Raw genomic sequence first — 13,751 nt, 5'->3', positions numbered from 1 at the left:
TCACTCTCCCCTGGCGGCGTTCATGGCGGCAGCGCCAGCCATGACCGAGACGACGATGTTCTGATAGCCGGTGCAGCGGCAGATATTGCCTTCAAGGCCGTGGCGAACGTCGGCTTCCGTGAGGTCCGGCTTCTCGGTCGCGAGCGCCACCGCCGTCATCAGCATGCCGGGCGTGCAAAAGCCGCATTGCAGACCGTGATGCTCGCGAAACGCCTCCTGCATCGGATGCAGCCGGTTCGAACCCGGCGCACCTTGCAGGCCCTCGATGGTGAGCAGCGTCGCACCGTCGAGCGCAGGCGCCAGCAGCGTGCAGCTCTTCACCGGCAGGCCGTCGAGATGCACCACGCAGGCGCCGCACTGGCTCGTGTCGCAGCCGATATGGGTGCCGGTGAGGTTGAGCTGCTCGCGCAGCAGCTCTGCGACGAGCGTCGCCGGCTCGACATCGACAGTGGTTGGCCGTCCGTTGAGTGTGAAGGATATCTGCACGATCATACTCCTGTGCGCGACGGGTCTTTAGGCGAGTGGAAGCGCGCTGCCGGTGGCCCATGTGGCCATCACGACGTCGCCGACGGTGAACGGATCCGCGAAGAAGGTCTTTTCCGGCACGTAGGCGACGAACGCGTCGTCCGGCACGGCGTCGAGCATGACCTTGACGAAATAGCCCTGGTATTCGATCGCGAGCACGCGGCTCGGCAGCGAATTGGAGCAGCCCGGCGGCAGCTCCCTGCCCGGCCGGACCAGCGCGACATCGTCGCGGCGCACGGCGATATCGATCTTGTCACCGACGCTGACCGTGGACCGCGCTTGAAGCGGGACCTCGATGCCATCAGGCGCGGCCTGCGCGAGCGTAAAGGTCGAACCGTTGACCTTCTCGACCCGCCCCGACAGCACGTTCTGCCCGCCCATGAACTCGGCGACGTAACGATCGTGCGGATGGGCATAGACGTCGCGGGCCGCGCCCGCCTGCTTGATCCTGCCCTGCTCCATCACCACCACGAGATCGGCGAGCGCGATTGCCTCGAGCTGGGTGTGGGTGACGTGGATGAAGGTGATGCCGAGCTCCTGCTGCATCCGCCTGAGCTCCTGGCGCATCTGCACGCGGAGCTGCTCGTCGAGGGCGGAGAGCGGCTCGTCGAGCAAAAGCACCCTCGGCTCGGTGATCGCGGCGCGCGCCAGCGCCACGCGCTGCTGCTGGCCGCCGGAGAGTTGCGCCGGAAGGCGGTCGGCGAACTGCGTCAGACGCACCTTCTCGATCATGGCATCGGCTGCGCGCAGGCGATCGGGCTTCGACATGCCGCGCACGCGGAGCGCAAAGGCGATGTTCTCGCGCACGGTCAGATGCGGGAACAGCGCGTAGGACTGAAACATCATCGCGGTGCGCCGCTGCACCGGCGCGAGGCCGACGACGTTCTGGCCGCCGATCACGATCTCACCGGCGGTCGGGTCCTCGTGGCCGGCGATCATGCGCAAAATCGTGGTCTTGCCGCAGCCGGACGGGCCGATGAAGCAGCAATAGGCGCCGTCGGCGATCTTGAGGTTGACACCGTCGACCACATTGGTGACGCCGTCAAAGCTCTTGCAGATGCCCGCCAGTTCGATATCGCCGCGATCGCTCTTCATTTCCGAGCTCAACCCTTTGTGCTGCTGCCGCGCTTCTTCTGGATCAGCACGATGCTGCCCAGGCTCGCGCCGATGACGATGAAGGAGACGATCGTCGTGACCGTGCCGAGCGCGTAAAGCGAGGGGGACGTGACGTTCAAGGTCATGCTCCAGATCTCCAGCGGCAGCGTGTTGAGCGAGCCCGCGGTCTGGAGGCTGCGGGCGAACTCGTCGTAGGAGAGCGTGAAGCCGAACAGCGCGACCGCGACCAGGCCGGGCGCCAGCACCGGGATCATCACCAGCCGGATCGACTGCCAGCGGCTGGCGCCGAGGTCGTAGGCCGCCTCCTCCCAGACGTTGTTGAAGCGCGACATCACCGCAAACATCACGAGCACGCCGAACGGCAGCGTCCAGGACAATTGCGCGCCGAGCGCCGAGGTGTACCAGCTCGCATTGAGCCCGAGCGCCTGGAACAACAGACCGGTGCCGAGGCCGAGCACGAGACCCGGAGCAACCAGGCTGCCGATCATCATGTAGAACACGACCGTGTCGCCGCGAAAGCGCTTGCGAAAGCCGAGCCCGGCGAGGAACGAGACCACCACCGTGATGCCAGTGACAATGACGGCGAGCTTGATCGAACGATCGAACGAGCCCTTGACGTCACCGGTTCGCACCTGGGTGAAGAGATCGACGAACCAGTGCAGCGACTGCCCCTTCATCGGGAACACGAGGCCGCCGCGGATGTCCTGGAACGACAGGACGTAGATGCAGAACATCGGGCCGTACAGCGCGATCACATAGAACCCGAATAGCGTCGCCAGAAGATAGAACGTCCACGGCCGGCCGCCCTTGCTCGGTGCAATCGCCTTGGTCGTCGCCGGCGCGACCGTCTTTGACATGTCAGTCTTTGACATGTCAGTCTTGGAAATGTCAGTCTTGGGCATGTCGGCGAGAACCGCGCTCATCGCGTGATCTCCTGCCTGATGTCGACGGTGCGCAGGATCAGCGAGACGATCGCGACCAGCACCAGCGTCAGCAGCACCGCGCTGGCCGCCGCGGTCGGATATTGCAGCACGCCGACGTCCTCGTAGAAGGCGCTGACCACCGAGGCCGAGCCGCCGCCGGACATCACTTTGACGACGAAGAAATCGCCCATCACGATCGAGACGACGAAGATGGTGCCGAGCGCGATGCCGCTCTTGGACATCGGCACCACGATCAGGCGCATGATGTCGAAGCGGCTGGCGCCTGCATCGATCGCGGCCTCGATCAGCTTCTTGTCGATCCGTGCCATGGAATTGAAGATCGGCACGATCATGAAAATGGTAAGCTGGTGGACATAGGCGATGACGACCGCCAGGTCCGAGAACAGCAGCACTTCCAGCGGCTGGCGGATCACGCCTATTGCCAGCAGCGCCTGGTTGATCAGGCCTTCCTTGCCGAGCAGCGGAATCCAGGAAATCATCCGGATGATGTTCGAGGTCCAGAACGGTACCGTGCAGAGCAGGAACAGACCAATCGCCAGTAGTTGGTTGCGGACGTGGAAGACCAGGAAGTATGCGACGAAGAAGCCTATGATCAGTGTGAAGATCCAGGTCAGCACCGTGAACTTGATCGTCGCCAGATACAGCTTCAGCGTCAGCGCTGAATGCAGCACCTCGACATAGCTTGCGAGCGTGAAGCCCGGCGTCAGCCCGCCAAAGCCGTCGGTGGCGAAGAAGCTCGCGGCCAGCACGACCAGGATCGGCGCCACGAAGAACGGTACGAGCACCAGCACGAGCGGCGACACGTAGAGCCAGCCGGCGAGATTTGCGCGTGGTGGGGTTTGACTGGTCTGCATGTCGGCAAACGCCTCGAAGTCGGTCTTTTCGCACCGGCGCATCGCCGCGCCGGCGCTTCGTTCACGTCAGGTGAAGCAGGTTTTAGGCCACCTTGAAGTCGTTCCAGCGCTTGTTCATGTAGGCGGCTTCATCCATCAGCGTGTTCCAGCAGGAGATGTTCTTGACGCGGTCGAGGAACGAGCCGCCGTCACGCTTGGTGCCGCTCTTCTCCATTGGCACGCCATAGGGGTCGTTGACCACCTCGGGCGCGGGCTGGCCCTCGTACCAGAACGCCCATTCGGCCGGCGTGAGGAATTTCTTCGCAGTCGAAGGCACCGGGCTGTAATAGCCGTAGCGCGCGACGAAGCCGCCCTGCCATCCCGACAGATACCAGTTGAGATATTCGTAGGCCGCGTCCAGCTTCTTGCCGGAGAGATGCTTCATCAGCCCCATGCCGTTGCACCAGCCGCGATAGCCTTCCTTGCCGTTCTTGATGTTGACCGGCGCGTAGACGCAGGGGATTTCCTTCACGCGTACCGCGGCCACCGCCGGCGACCACATCGACTGGATGACCACTTCGCCCGCCGCCATCAGCTGCACCGACTGGTCGAAGGTGGTCCAGGTCGCGCGGAACTGGCCCTGCTTCTTGAGCTCGATCAGCTTGTTGCAGGTGAAGTCGATCTCCTCCTTGGTCATGTTGCCCTTGTTGCCGTACTTGATCAGCCCGGCGCTTTCGAAGCAGAGCGCGGCATCCATGATGCCGATTGCGGGCACGTCGAGGATCGCGGCCTTGCCCTTGAATTTCGGATCAATCAGATCCTTCCATTCCGTGACTTCATGGCCGACGAGGTCGGGGCGATAGCCAATGGAGTCGGCGTTGTAGACCTGCGGCAGGAAGGTCGCCCATTCGGTCACGCCGTCGTTCAAATCGATCGAATCCGGCTTGGCGATATACATGGCCTCGTAGGGCGAGATGCCCTGGCGCGGGATCTTGTGACCGTCGATCTCACCCTTGGTGAAGATCGGCAGGATGTTGTCGAACTCCTTGACCTTCTTGACCTCGATGCCCTGGATCACGCCGCGCTTGGCAGCGAGCTTGGCCTGCCAGCCCTCGAGATCGGCGATGTCGACCGTATTTGGCTGGCTTATGAAGCGGTTGATGGCGGCGGAGGTGTCCAGATTCTGCATCGTCACCTTGAAGCCGAGATCCTTGGCCGCCTGGTCGCCGATCGCCTTCACCACCGAATAGGACACGCCGACATGGCGCAGCTCGATATCCTTGATCTCCTGCGCCCAGATCGTCGGGAATCCGCGGATCGCGTCCGATCCTGCGGCCGCGCCAGCGACCGCCGCAGCGCCCTTCAACAGCATGCGCCGGCTCAGTTTTTTCGCAGGCTTGTCGCTCGTCCCCGCCGGATTGGCAGTGGATGTCCCCTTGTCCCTGTCAAGCATGGAACCCTCGTTGGCTACGATGAACGCTGCGCACCGGTCGCCATTGACCGGCTGCGGATGTGATCAATTGCGAGGGAGGCTATGGGCGGGATGTGGTGAAGTAAAATTGGAAGTAAAAATTCGCCGCATAAACGCGGCTAATGGTTCGCCCCGCTGCATCGGCTTTTGGCAGCGCGCATAAGAAGGCGTCAGGACCTGCATACAAAAACGATAGCTTCGAACGTGCGGGCCCGTTCGCGCGGCAGACGCGATGAAGGCGGTCCTCAGGATCTGAGCTGGTCCCGCGCCGTCTCCGGCGCCATCAGCGTTGCGATGATGGTGATGACCGACAGCGCGATGATGTAGACCGACACGGCCCAATAAGAACCGGCCCATGCCAGCAGTGCCGTCGCAATCAGCGGCGAGAAGCCGCCACTGAGCGCCGCGGCAACGTTGGCTCCCAGCGATGCACCGCTGTAGCGCACCTGAGTACGGAACAGCTCCGGCATGAAGGCGGCCTTCGGCCCGAACAGCAACGCATGCGTCAGTGTCATCGTGACGACGAGCGCGAGCGTGATCAGCGCCGGATCCCTGGTGTCGAGGAACCAGAACAACGGAAACGCCAGCGCCACCGAGAACACGCCGCCGGCGAGATACAGCGCTTTGCGGCCGAAGATGTCGGACAGCCAGCCTGCGAGGGGCAGCGTCGCGAGCTCGACGAGCGCGGCATAGACCACCGCGTTCAGGATCACCTGCCGCGGCAGACCGAGCTGCGTCGTGGCGTAGACCACGGTGAAAACAGTGAGGAGATAAGCGAGCCCGACTTCGGACACCGTGATGCCGATCGCGAGCAGGAAGCCGCGCCAGTCGCGGCGCAGGACTTCCAGCGCCGGCTGCGCCAGAACCTCCTTGCGCTCGAGCACCTCCTTGAAGTGCGGCGTCTCCGCAAGTTTCAGCCGCACGATGAAGCCGACACCGACGAGCAGGATGCTGATCAGAAACGGCACGCGCCAGCCCCAGCTCAGGAAGTCCGCCTCGGGCAGCTGCGTCATCAGACCAAAAATGCCGGTAGACGCGGCGACGCCGACGGGGAAGCCGATCTGCACCAGGCTGCCGTAGAAGCCACGGCGGTTGCCGGCGTGCTCGGCCACCATGACCACCGCCCCGCTCCACTCGCCACCGAGCCCGATGCCCTGGACGAAGCGCAAAATGACGAGAAAGATCGGCGCCCAGACGCCGATCTGACTGTAGGTCGGCAGGCAGCCGATCAGGAACGTGCCCAGTCCCATCGCGATCATGGTGGCGACCAGCATCTTCTTGCGGCCGAGCCGGTCGCCATAATGCCCGATGATCGCACCGCCGATCGGCCGCGCGACGAAGCCAACCGCATACGTCGAGAACGCCGCCAGCGTGCCGACGAAGGGATCGAAGCTCGGGAAGAACAGCTTGTTCAGCACCAGCGCCGCCGCCGTGCCGTAGATCAGGAAGTCGTACCACTCGATCGCGGTGCCGAGCGCGCTCGCCCACACCACATGCGCCGTCGTCGATTTCTCCGCCGCACTGGAGACCCCCGATGCTGCCGTCATTGCCATGCCCCACAATTTCCGGGTGGCATCATGGCTAATCATGATTGCGGTTGCAACCTGCGGGAGTGTTAGTTCTCCCCAGATCACGGTGCGAGATTTTTCGCGCCACTGCCTCCTCACCGTCATCCCGGCCTAGTGCGCAATTGCGCACGGGGGGCCGGGACCCATAACCACAGGGAGGAGTTTGGCGAAGACCCGTGCTCCGGTGCTGCGACCGCCCGGCATCGAGAGATCACGCGGTATGGGTCCCGGCCTTCGCCGGGACGACGTAGAGCCATTATTCCCCATTGACAAACTTATTAGCTAATATCTAATTTAGCGCCACAACGACCAGCCGCGCCAAGCGGCCCATAAACGAGAGGGAACGACGATGAGAGGGCTTTTGGCCTGCGCCATGCTCGCGGCCATGACTTCGGCTGCCATGACCGCCGTTGCGAACGCGCAAATCTCCGACGACGCGGTGCGGATCGGCGTGCTGACGGATCTGTCGAGCTGGGGCCGCGACAACAGCGGACCGGGCTCCGTGGAGGCCGCGAAAATGGCGGTAGAGGAGTTCGGGCCCACCGTGCTCGGCAAGCCGATCGAGATCATTAGCGCCGACCACCAGATGAAGACCGACGTCGGCGTGCAGATCGTGCGCGGCTGGTTCGACAACGGCAAGGTCGATGCCGTCGTCGACATCCCCAACTCCGGCATCGCGATCGCCGTCCACAATATGGTGCGCGAGCGCAACAAGATTGCGCTGCTCTCCGGCCCCGGCGCGAGTTCGTTGACCGACGAGCTTTGCAGCCCGAACACGGTCCACTTCACCTACGATACCTACGCGCTGTCGAAGGTGACGGCCTCCGCCGTGATCAAGGAAGGCGGAAAGTCCTGGTACTTCATCACCGCCGACTACGCCTTCGGCCAGCAACTCGAGAAGGACGCCACGCGCTTCATCAACGAGATGGGCGGCAAGGTTTTGGGCGGCGTGAAGCACCCGACCAATACGGCCGATTTCTCCTCCTTTGCACTCCAGGCGCAAAGCTCGAAATCGGACGTCGTCGCCTTCGCCAATGCAGGCCAGGACACCGACAATGCGATCAAGCAGTCCGGCGAGTTCGGCCTGGTCCAAGGCGGCCAGAAGCTGGTCGGCCTCTTGATGTTTGACACCGACGTGCATGCGATCGGGCTCAAATCCGCGCAGGGCACCTACATGACCACGGCGTCGTACTGGAACATGGACGAGGCGACCCGCGCATGGTCGCGAAAATTCTACGAGCGCACCAAGGTGATGCCGACCATGATCCAGACCGGCGTTTACGGTTCGGTGCTGCATTATCTCAAGGCCATCAAGGCCGCCGGCACCGATGATCCCACCAAGGCGATGGCCAAGATGCGCGAGCTGCCAATCGAGGATACATTCGTTCATGGCGGACGCCTGCGCGAGGACGGCCGCGTCATTCGCGACATGTATCTCGCCAAGGTGAAAACGCCCGAGCAGTCCAAGGAACCCTGGGATTATTTGGAGATCATCAAGACGGTGAAGGGCGAGGACGCCTTCCGCCCGGTCTCCGAATCCAAATGTCCGCTGCTCAAGAAGTGAGGCCTGCATGACCGGCAACGAGCGCAGCGCAATTGAGACTTACGAGTGCGATGTGCTCGTGGCCGGATCGGGCTGCTCCGGCATGTCGGCCGCGATCACCGCGCGCGATCGCGGCTTGGACGTCCTGATCGTCGAGAAGGAGCCGCGCTTCGGCGGCACCACCGCCCGCTCCGGCGGTTGGTTGTGGATTCCCGGCACCTCGCTGGCCAAGGCTTACGGCATCGCGGAGACGCCCGAGCAGGCGCGGACTTACCTGCGCCATGAAGCCGGCAACAATTTTGACGCCGCACGCGTCGATGCGTTCCTGAGCGCTGGCCCCGAGGCGGTCGATTTTTTCACCAGTAAGACTGCGCTCCGTTTCGACATGCCGCTGGTGTTCCCGGACTACCACGCCGAGGCGCCCGGCGGCACCCAGGGTGGTCGTTCGATGGTGGCACGCCCGTTCGACGGCCGCGAGCTCGGCGACCAGATCAAGACCCTCGGCATGCCCCTGCCCGAGCTGACCGTATTCGGGATGATGCTCGGATCCGGCAAGGACATCGTCCATTTCATGCGCGCGACGAAGTCGCTGACCTCGGCGGTGTACGTCGCAAAGCGCCTGTCGCGGCATCTGATGGACGTGCTGCGCTATGGCCGTGGCATGACGCTGACCAACGGCAATGCGCTCGCCGGGCGACTGGCAAAATCCGCGCAGGATCTGAAGATTCCGATGTGGCTGTCCGCCCCGGTGCGCGAGCTGACGGTCGAGAACGGCACTGTCACCGGCGCCATCGTCGCCCGCGAGGGACGCGACGTCCGCATTCGTGCAAGACAAGGCGTCGTGCTCGCCTGCGGCGGTTTCCCGCATGATGTCGAACGGCGCAAGAAGATGTTTCCACACGCACCGACCGGGAATGAGCATTTTTCGCCGGGACCTACCGGCAACACCGGCGACGGCCTGCGTCTTGCCGAAGGCGCCGGCGGGCATGTCGAGGATCGCTTGCCGAACGCGGCGGCCTGGGTGCCGGTGTCGCTGACCACGCGCAAGGACGGATCGAAGGGCGTGATGCCGCATTTCATCGACCGCGCCAAACCCGGCGTGATCGCGGTAATGCGTGACGGCAAGCGCTTTGCCAACGAGGGCAATTCCTATCACGACTTCGTCCAGGCCATGGTCAAGGCTGCGAAGCCCGGCGAGGAGATCGCGGCCTACCTGGTGTGCGATCACCCGACCCTGCGCAAATACGGCCTCGGCTGTGTGCCGCCATTCCCGATGCCGCTGGGTCATCACCTCGAGACCGGCTATCTCATGCGCGGCGAAACGCTGGAGGCGCTCGCGACAAAGGCGGGCATCGACAGCATGGCGTTTGTCGAGACCGTCAAGCAGTTCAATGCGACCGCACCACAGGGACACGACGCCGCCTTCGGCAAGGGCTCGAAGGCCTATAACCGCTACCAGGGCGATGCGCTGCACGGCCCGAACCCCTGCGTCGCGCCGATCGAGAACGGGCCGTTCTACGCCATCAAGATGGTGGTCGGCGATCTCGGCACCTATGCCGGCATCGTCACCGACGAGAACGCGCGGGCACTCGACGCAGAAGGCCGGGTCATTCCGGGGCTCTATGCCGCCGGCAACGACATGGCCAGCATCATGGGCGGCAATTATCCCGGGGCCGGCATCACGCTTGGGCCGGCGCTGACGTTCGGCTACATTGCCGGCCGTCATCTCGCCGACAGCGCCGCCAAGCGCAACGCGGCGTAAGCCACGCCCGGAGGCGTATGAAAAGAGAAAGCCGCGGCATCCAGTCGATCGAGGTTGGCGGAGAATTGCTCCGCGCCCTCGCCCGCAGCGGCGAGCCGATGATGCTGCGCGATCTCGCGCGCGAGGCCGGCATGACGCCGGCCAAGGCGCATCCCTATCTCGCCAGCTTCTCCCGCATCGGCCTGATCGAGCAGGACGAGACCACCGGCCGCTACGAGATCGGCGCGCTGGCCTTGGAGCTCGGCCTGATCAGCCTACGCCGCCTCTCCGGCGTACGCATCGCAGGACCGAAGATCGCGGCGCTCGCGAGTCAGATCGGGCATGCGGTCTCGCTCGCGGTCTGGGGCACGCACGGCCCGACCGTGGTGCAGCTGGAAGAACCCGGCCAGCCCATTCATATCGTGATGCGCGCCGGCTCGGTGATGGCGCTGCTGGAGACGGCCACGGGTCGGGCCTTTGCGGCCTTCCTGCCGGAGAAGACGATCAACGCCGCACTTGAAAGCGGCCTCGATCGTCACGGCGTCGGCTATAATCCGAAGCGCACCGTGAAAGGCGCGAAGCTCACTGAGATGCTCACGGAGGTCCGCAAGCACGGCCTCGCCCGCGCGCTCGGCGACCCCCTGCCCGGCGTCAACGCATTCTCCGCGCCGGTGTTCGACCATTCCGGCCATGTCGCGCTGGTGATCACCGCGATGGGGCCGGAAGGTACTTTTGACGCGCGGTGGGACAGCCCGCTCGCTCATGCGCTACGCGATTGCGCGGGCGGGATCTCGAAACGGCTGGGTTACGGGATGACGGCTGCGGCTGAGTGAGGTTGCCCTGCAACCAACGCTGTCATGCGCCGCGAAGGCAGGGCATCCAGTACGCCGCGGCCCTTCGGCTCACTCGCAGGCGTCACGGAATACTGGATCGCCCGCCTTCGCGGGCGATGACACGGAAGAGTGCGGTGACCTTTCGCCCCCTATTTCTCCTTCACCGGCACCGTGTAATTCAGGATCAGCCGGCCGCCGTCGGGATAGATGGTCTGCCCCGTGATGTAGGAGGCGTCGTCGCTCGCCAGGAACGCGACGACTGAGGCAACCTCGCCCGGCTCGCCGCCACGGCCGGCCGGCGTGCGTGACATCACGGTCTTGCGGGCATCCTCTGAGGTGTAGATGGACGATGCCACCATGTCGGTCAGGATCGTGCCCGGTCCGACGGCCACCACGCGAATATTGTGCGGGGCCAGCGCGACGGCGGCCACTGATGTGAGCTGCTTCATGCCGCCCTTGGACATGGCGTAGGTCGCAAGCGCTGGGATTGCCAGCAGTGCATTCACCGAGGACATGTTGATGATGACCCCGCCGCCGCTACCTTGCGCAATCATCTGCTTCGCCGCCGCCTGTACCCCGAAGAACGCACCCTTCAGATTGATACCGATGATTTCGTCGAATTCCTCTTCGGAAATCTCCAGGATGTCCCGGTTGCGGGCGACGCCGGCGTTGTTGACCATGATGTCGAGTCGGCCGAACTCCTTCACGGCGGTGGCGACCAGCTGGTCGACGTCAGCACACTTGGCGACATTGCCGACGACGGTGCGCAAGGCATCCGGCCGCGCGAGTTCGGCGGCCGTCGCGGCCAAGCCATCGGCATCGACATCCGAGATGACGACTTTGACGCCGTCGTCCAGGAATCTTTTCGCGCAGGCCTTGCCGATGCCGCGCGCCGCGCCGGTGATGGCGGCGACCTTGCCGGTTAGTTTCATGGTCTCACTCCAGGATAGCTGCTTGGGGCAGACTGTCGCCGGGTGAGACCCGGCTTACGCAGCCGCGAAGCCGAGATGAGCACGGAACCGGTTTTTGATAAAGACAGCATCGCGCGAGGGCAGCGAGCGCGGCGGATTTTCGGCCAGAACCTTGATGACAAAAAGCCGCGGGCCATCGGCCGGCTCGTCGAGCTGCGTCGCCAGACGTTCCACTTCCTCGAGCGTCCGCACGGTTCCAGTCGTGGCAAAGCCGCAAGCCACAGCGATTGCGGTGAGATCGACGCCGCGCCCGGTATGGCTCGCCTGCATCCCGGTCTCGCCAAAATGCTGGTTGTCGATCACGACGATGTCGAGATTGCGCGGGCGTGCGACGCCGATGGTGGCGATGCCGCCGAGGCCCATCAACTGCTCGCCATCCCCGGTCAAAGCGAGGACGCGTTTTCCCGGCTGGGCTTGCGCGAGGCCAAGCCCGATCAACGCAGCGCCGCCCATGGCGCCCCAGAGATAAAAATTGCCGTCATGATCGCCGACGGAGTGAAGGTCATAGGTCGGCGAGCCGAGGCCGGAGACGACTAGCGTGTCCTTGCGGTTCTTCATGAGCGCGGCAACGGCGGCGCGACGATCGAGTTGAGCTTGCATTGGGATCACCACTTCTTCTTGCCGATCAGGCGCTGCCCGATCAGCACCGCGATCTGCTGATCGGAATCGTAGGCGAGCGCTGCGGCCGATTCCACGGTCTCGACCAGATCTTCCGCCGTATCCGCCCGCATTACCTTCAAGCCGATCGCCTCCAGCGAGGGCTGCGTCGCCCGGCTCATCGGCACCTGCCAGGGGTTGAACTCGGCCCATTCGCCGCGCATCGTCACCAGCATCAGCAGTGGAAATCGTCCGATCGCCGACAGCGACAGCATGTTGATGCAATTGCCGACACCGCTCGACTGCATCAAGAGCACACTGCGCTGGCCGCCGAGCCAGGCGCCGGCGGCAACGGCGATGCCCTCCTCTTCCGTCGTCAGCACGTTGGTGGTGACGTCGCGGTCGGCCGAGAACAGACGGATGAGCTGGCTGTGGCCGGCATCGGGGACGTAGGACATCTGCCGCACGTCGGCGGCTTTCAGGATGCGGTAGAGCTCTGACGGCCAATCGTCTGCGCGCGTGTCGGGATTGGATTGAATGCTGTGCACCGCATGTCTCCGTGGATTCCGAGCAGCACTCTAGCGATGTTCAGGCGCGAAAGCTCTGACCGTCTGGCGCGATCAGGTATCGAGGGATTGTATAGCTGCCTTTCGCTGTCGCCTGCGGGACCAGAGCACCATGCGCATTGCTGCGCCCTCTCCCCTTGTGGGAGAGGGCATCACCGCAGGCTGATACGAACTCGCTAGGGTGAGGGGTATCTCTTCGCGCATTCACGCGCGGAGAGATACCCCTCATCCGGCGCTTCGCGCCACCTTCTCCCACAAGGGGAGAAGGAAGAGCAGCCATCTGCAGCTTCTCGACCTTTAGCCAAACCGACGCGGCCGCAGTCCGGCGTGAAACCAGGTGATCATGGAATAGATGTCATAGACGGGCAATCCGACCTCGGCCTGAAGCGCCGCTGCATAAGGCGGCATGTTGGTGCATTCCAGCACGATCGCGCCGACATCCGGGTTGCTGGCGACCAGCTCCTTGCCGGCCTCGACCACGTCACGCTCGGCCTGCGCGATATCCATGTCGTCCTTCTCGGCCTTGATCAGGACACGGAAGAATTCCTTGCCGTGCTCGGTGCCGACCAGCGGCGTATCGAGCGGCACGCCGGCACCTGCGAGATGGGCCGGCGTCAAGGACGAACCGGACACCGTGACGACGCCGACGCGCTTGCCAGGCGGCAAGGTTGCCTGCACCCACGGCACCTGCATCAGTGACGAGGTCGCGACGGGAACGCCGACCGCGGCGGCGATCTCCTTCTGGAACAGTGAGAGGAAGCCGCAATTGGTGGTGATGGCTTCGGCCCCGAGCCGCACTAGATCCTTTGCCGCATCGATGAAGTCAGGCAGCAGACCGGCCGCACCCTTCAGCACCACCTTCTCCGGCGAAGCCCCACCCACCACGCGATAGAGCACGGGGAAAGGCCAGGTGGTGCCGTTGCCCATGTCGCCGGGAATGCGGGGAAAGCGCGCCTCCAGCATCAGGATGCCGAGCGGCGCCCCATAAATGGCTTTGCCGCCGCGGGCGATTCGGGGGGACGAGCTGGCTGGAGCGGTCATGA

Annotated in this window: 13 protein-coding genes; 3 read left to right on the top strand and 10 right to left on the bottom strand. The window is 64.0% G+C overall.

Going from position 1 to position 13,751, the window contains the following annotated elements; all coding sequences use genetic code 11:
- From AC0L3J_RS33365 to AC0L3J_RS33340, 6 genes are all read right to left on the bottom strand, one after another.
- Entirely contained in the window at nucleotides 1-492 is a 492-nt protein-coding gene (locus AC0L3J_RS33365) for a (2Fe-2S)-binding protein (protein WP_473349895.1), read from the bottom strand.
- A gap of 21 nt (nucleotides 493-513) precedes the next feature.
- A complete protein-coding gene (locus tag AC0L3J_RS33360; RefSeq protein ID WP_473349894.1) occupies nucleotides 514-1,620 on the bottom strand; it encodes an ABC transporter ATP-binding protein in 1,107 nt (368 codons plus the stop codon).
- Between the two features lie 8 nt (nucleotides 1,621-1,628).
- Entirely contained in the window at nucleotides 1,629-2,564 is a 936-nt protein-coding gene (locus tag AC0L3J_RS33355) for an ABC transporter permease (protein ID WP_473349893.1), read from the bottom strand.
- A complete protein-coding gene (locus AC0L3J_RS33350; protein WP_473349892.1) occupies nucleotides 2,561-3,439 on the bottom strand; it encodes an ABC transporter permease in 879 nt (292 codons plus the stop codon). Before AC0L3J_RS33350 ends, AC0L3J_RS33355 begins: the two co-directional genes overlap by 4 nt.
- A gap of 82 nt (nucleotides 3,440-3,521) precedes the next feature.
- Nucleotides 3,522-4,871 (bottom strand): ABC transporter substrate-binding protein, encoded by a 1,350-nt coding sequence (locus AC0L3J_RS33345; RefSeq protein ID WP_473349891.1) that lies wholly within the window; start codon nucleotides 4,869-4,871, stop codon nucleotides 3,522-3,524.
- Between the two features lie 263 nt (nucleotides 4,872-5,134).
- On the bottom strand, nucleotides 5,135-6,436 hold the full coding sequence (locus tag AC0L3J_RS33340) for an MFS transporter (RefSeq protein ID WP_473349890.1): 1,302 nt from the start codon (nucleotides 6,434-6,436) through the stop codon (nucleotides 5,135-5,137).
- A gap of 370 nt (nucleotides 6,437-6,806) precedes the next feature.
- Here AC0L3J_RS33340 and AC0L3J_RS33335 point away from each other — a divergent pair, with 370 nt between their 5' ends.
- The 3 genes from AC0L3J_RS33335 to AC0L3J_RS33325 are packed head-to-tail and all read left to right on the top strand — an operon-like array spanning nucleotide 6,807 to nucleotide 10,574.
- Nucleotides 6,807-8,021 carry an ABC transporter substrate-binding protein gene (locus tag AC0L3J_RS33335; protein WP_473349889.1) on the top strand — a complete coding sequence of 405 codons (1,215 nt, stop codon included), beginning with the start codon at nucleotides 6,807-6,809 and terminating at the stop codon, nucleotides 8,019-8,021.
- A 7-nt stretch (nucleotides 8,022-8,028) separates the two neighbouring features.
- Complete coding sequence (locus AC0L3J_RS33330) at nucleotides 8,029-9,762, top strand: FAD-dependent oxidoreductase (protein WP_473349888.1); 1,734 nt, start codon at nucleotides 8,029-8,031, stop codon at nucleotides 9,760-9,762.
- Nucleotides 9,763-9,779: 17 nt separating this feature from the next.
- Nucleotides 9,780-10,574 carry an IclR family transcriptional regulator gene (locus tag AC0L3J_RS33325; RefSeq protein WP_473349887.1) on the top strand — a complete coding sequence of 265 codons (795 nt, stop codon included), beginning with the start codon at nucleotides 9,780-9,782 and terminating at the stop codon, nucleotides 10,572-10,574.
- Nucleotides 10,575-10,723: 149 nt separating this feature from the next.
- Here the strand turns inward: AC0L3J_RS33325 and AC0L3J_RS33320 are convergent, their stop codons facing one another.
- The 4 genes from AC0L3J_RS33320 to AC0L3J_RS33305 all read right to left on the bottom strand — a co-directional run bounded on the left by AC0L3J_RS33320 (nucleotide 10,724) and on the right by AC0L3J_RS33305 (nucleotide 13,749).
- Complete coding sequence (locus AC0L3J_RS33320; protein ID WP_473349886.1) at nucleotides 10,724-11,506, bottom strand: SDR family NAD(P)-dependent oxidoreductase; 783 nt, start codon at nucleotides 11,504-11,506, stop codon at nucleotides 10,724-10,726.
- Between the two features lie 54 nt (nucleotides 11,507-11,560).
- Entirely contained in the window at nucleotides 11,561-12,145 is a 585-nt protein-coding gene (locus tag AC0L3J_RS33315) for a thiamine pyrophosphate-dependent enzyme (protein ID WP_473349885.1), read from the bottom strand.
- 5 nt (nucleotides 12,146-12,150) lie between these two features.
- Nucleotides 12,151-12,690 carry a phosphonopyruvate decarboxylase gene (locus AC0L3J_RS33310; protein WP_473349884.1) on the bottom strand — a complete coding sequence of 180 codons (540 nt, stop codon included), beginning with the start codon at nucleotides 12,688-12,690 and terminating at the stop codon, nucleotides 12,151-12,153.
- Between the two features lie 315 nt (nucleotides 12,691-13,005).
- Nucleotides 13,006-13,749: an aspartate/glutamate racemase family protein gene (locus AC0L3J_RS33305; protein ID WP_473349883.1), complete on the bottom strand. Its 744-nt coding sequence runs from the start codon at nucleotides 13,747-13,749 to the stop codon at nucleotides 13,006-13,008.
- Nucleotides 13,750-13,751: the final 2 nt, after the last annotated feature.

The organism is Bradyrhizobium sp. Kon37 (genome assembly GCF_055807535.1).
This window is presented reverse-complemented; position numbering and strand designations above follow the sequence as displayed.

Coding starts and splice junctions, on each gene's coding strand:
- AC0L3J_RS33365 (WP_473349895.1), bottom strand. CDS start 492: ATGATCGTGCAGATATCCTTCACACTCAACGGACGGCCAACCACTGTC.
- AC0L3J_RS33360 (WP_473349894.1), bottom strand. CDS start 1,620: ATGAAGAGCGATCGCGGCGATATCGAACTGGCGGGCATCTGCAAGAGC.
- AC0L3J_RS33355 (WP_473349893.1), bottom strand. CDS start 2,564: ATGAGCGCGGTTCTCGCCGACATGCCCAAGACTGACATTTCCAAGACT.
- AC0L3J_RS33350 (WP_473349892.1), bottom strand. CDS start 3,439: ATGCAGACCAGTCAAACCCCACCACGCGCAAATCTCGCCGGCTGGCTC.
- AC0L3J_RS33345 (WP_473349891.1), bottom strand. CDS start 4,871: ATGCTTGACAGGGACAAGGGGACATCCACTGCCAATCCGGCGGGGACG.
- AC0L3J_RS33340 (WP_473349890.1), bottom strand. CDS start 6,436: ATGACGGCAGCATCGGGGGTCTCCAGTGCGGCGGAGAAATCGACGACG.
- AC0L3J_RS33335 (WP_473349889.1), top strand. CDS start 6,807: ATGAGAGGGCTTTTGGCCTGCGCCATGCTCGCGGCCATGACTTCGGCT.
- AC0L3J_RS33330 (WP_473349888.1), top strand. CDS start 8,029: ATGACCGGCAACGAGCGCAGCGCAATTGAGACTTACGAGTGCGATGTG.
- AC0L3J_RS33325 (WP_473349887.1), top strand. CDS start 9,780: ATGAAAAGAGAAAGCCGCGGCATCCAGTCGATCGAGGTTGGCGGAGAA.
- AC0L3J_RS33320 (WP_473349886.1), bottom strand. CDS start 11,506: ATGAAACTAACCGGCAAGGTCGCCGCCATCACCGGCGCGGCGCGCGGC.
- AC0L3J_RS33315 (WP_473349885.1), bottom strand. CDS start 12,145: ATGCAAGCTCAACTCGATCGTCGCGCCGCCGTTGCCGCGCTCATGAAG.
- AC0L3J_RS33305 (WP_473349883.1), bottom strand. CDS start 13,749: ATGACCGCTCCAGCCAGCTCGTCCCCCCGAATCGCCCGCGGCGGCAAA.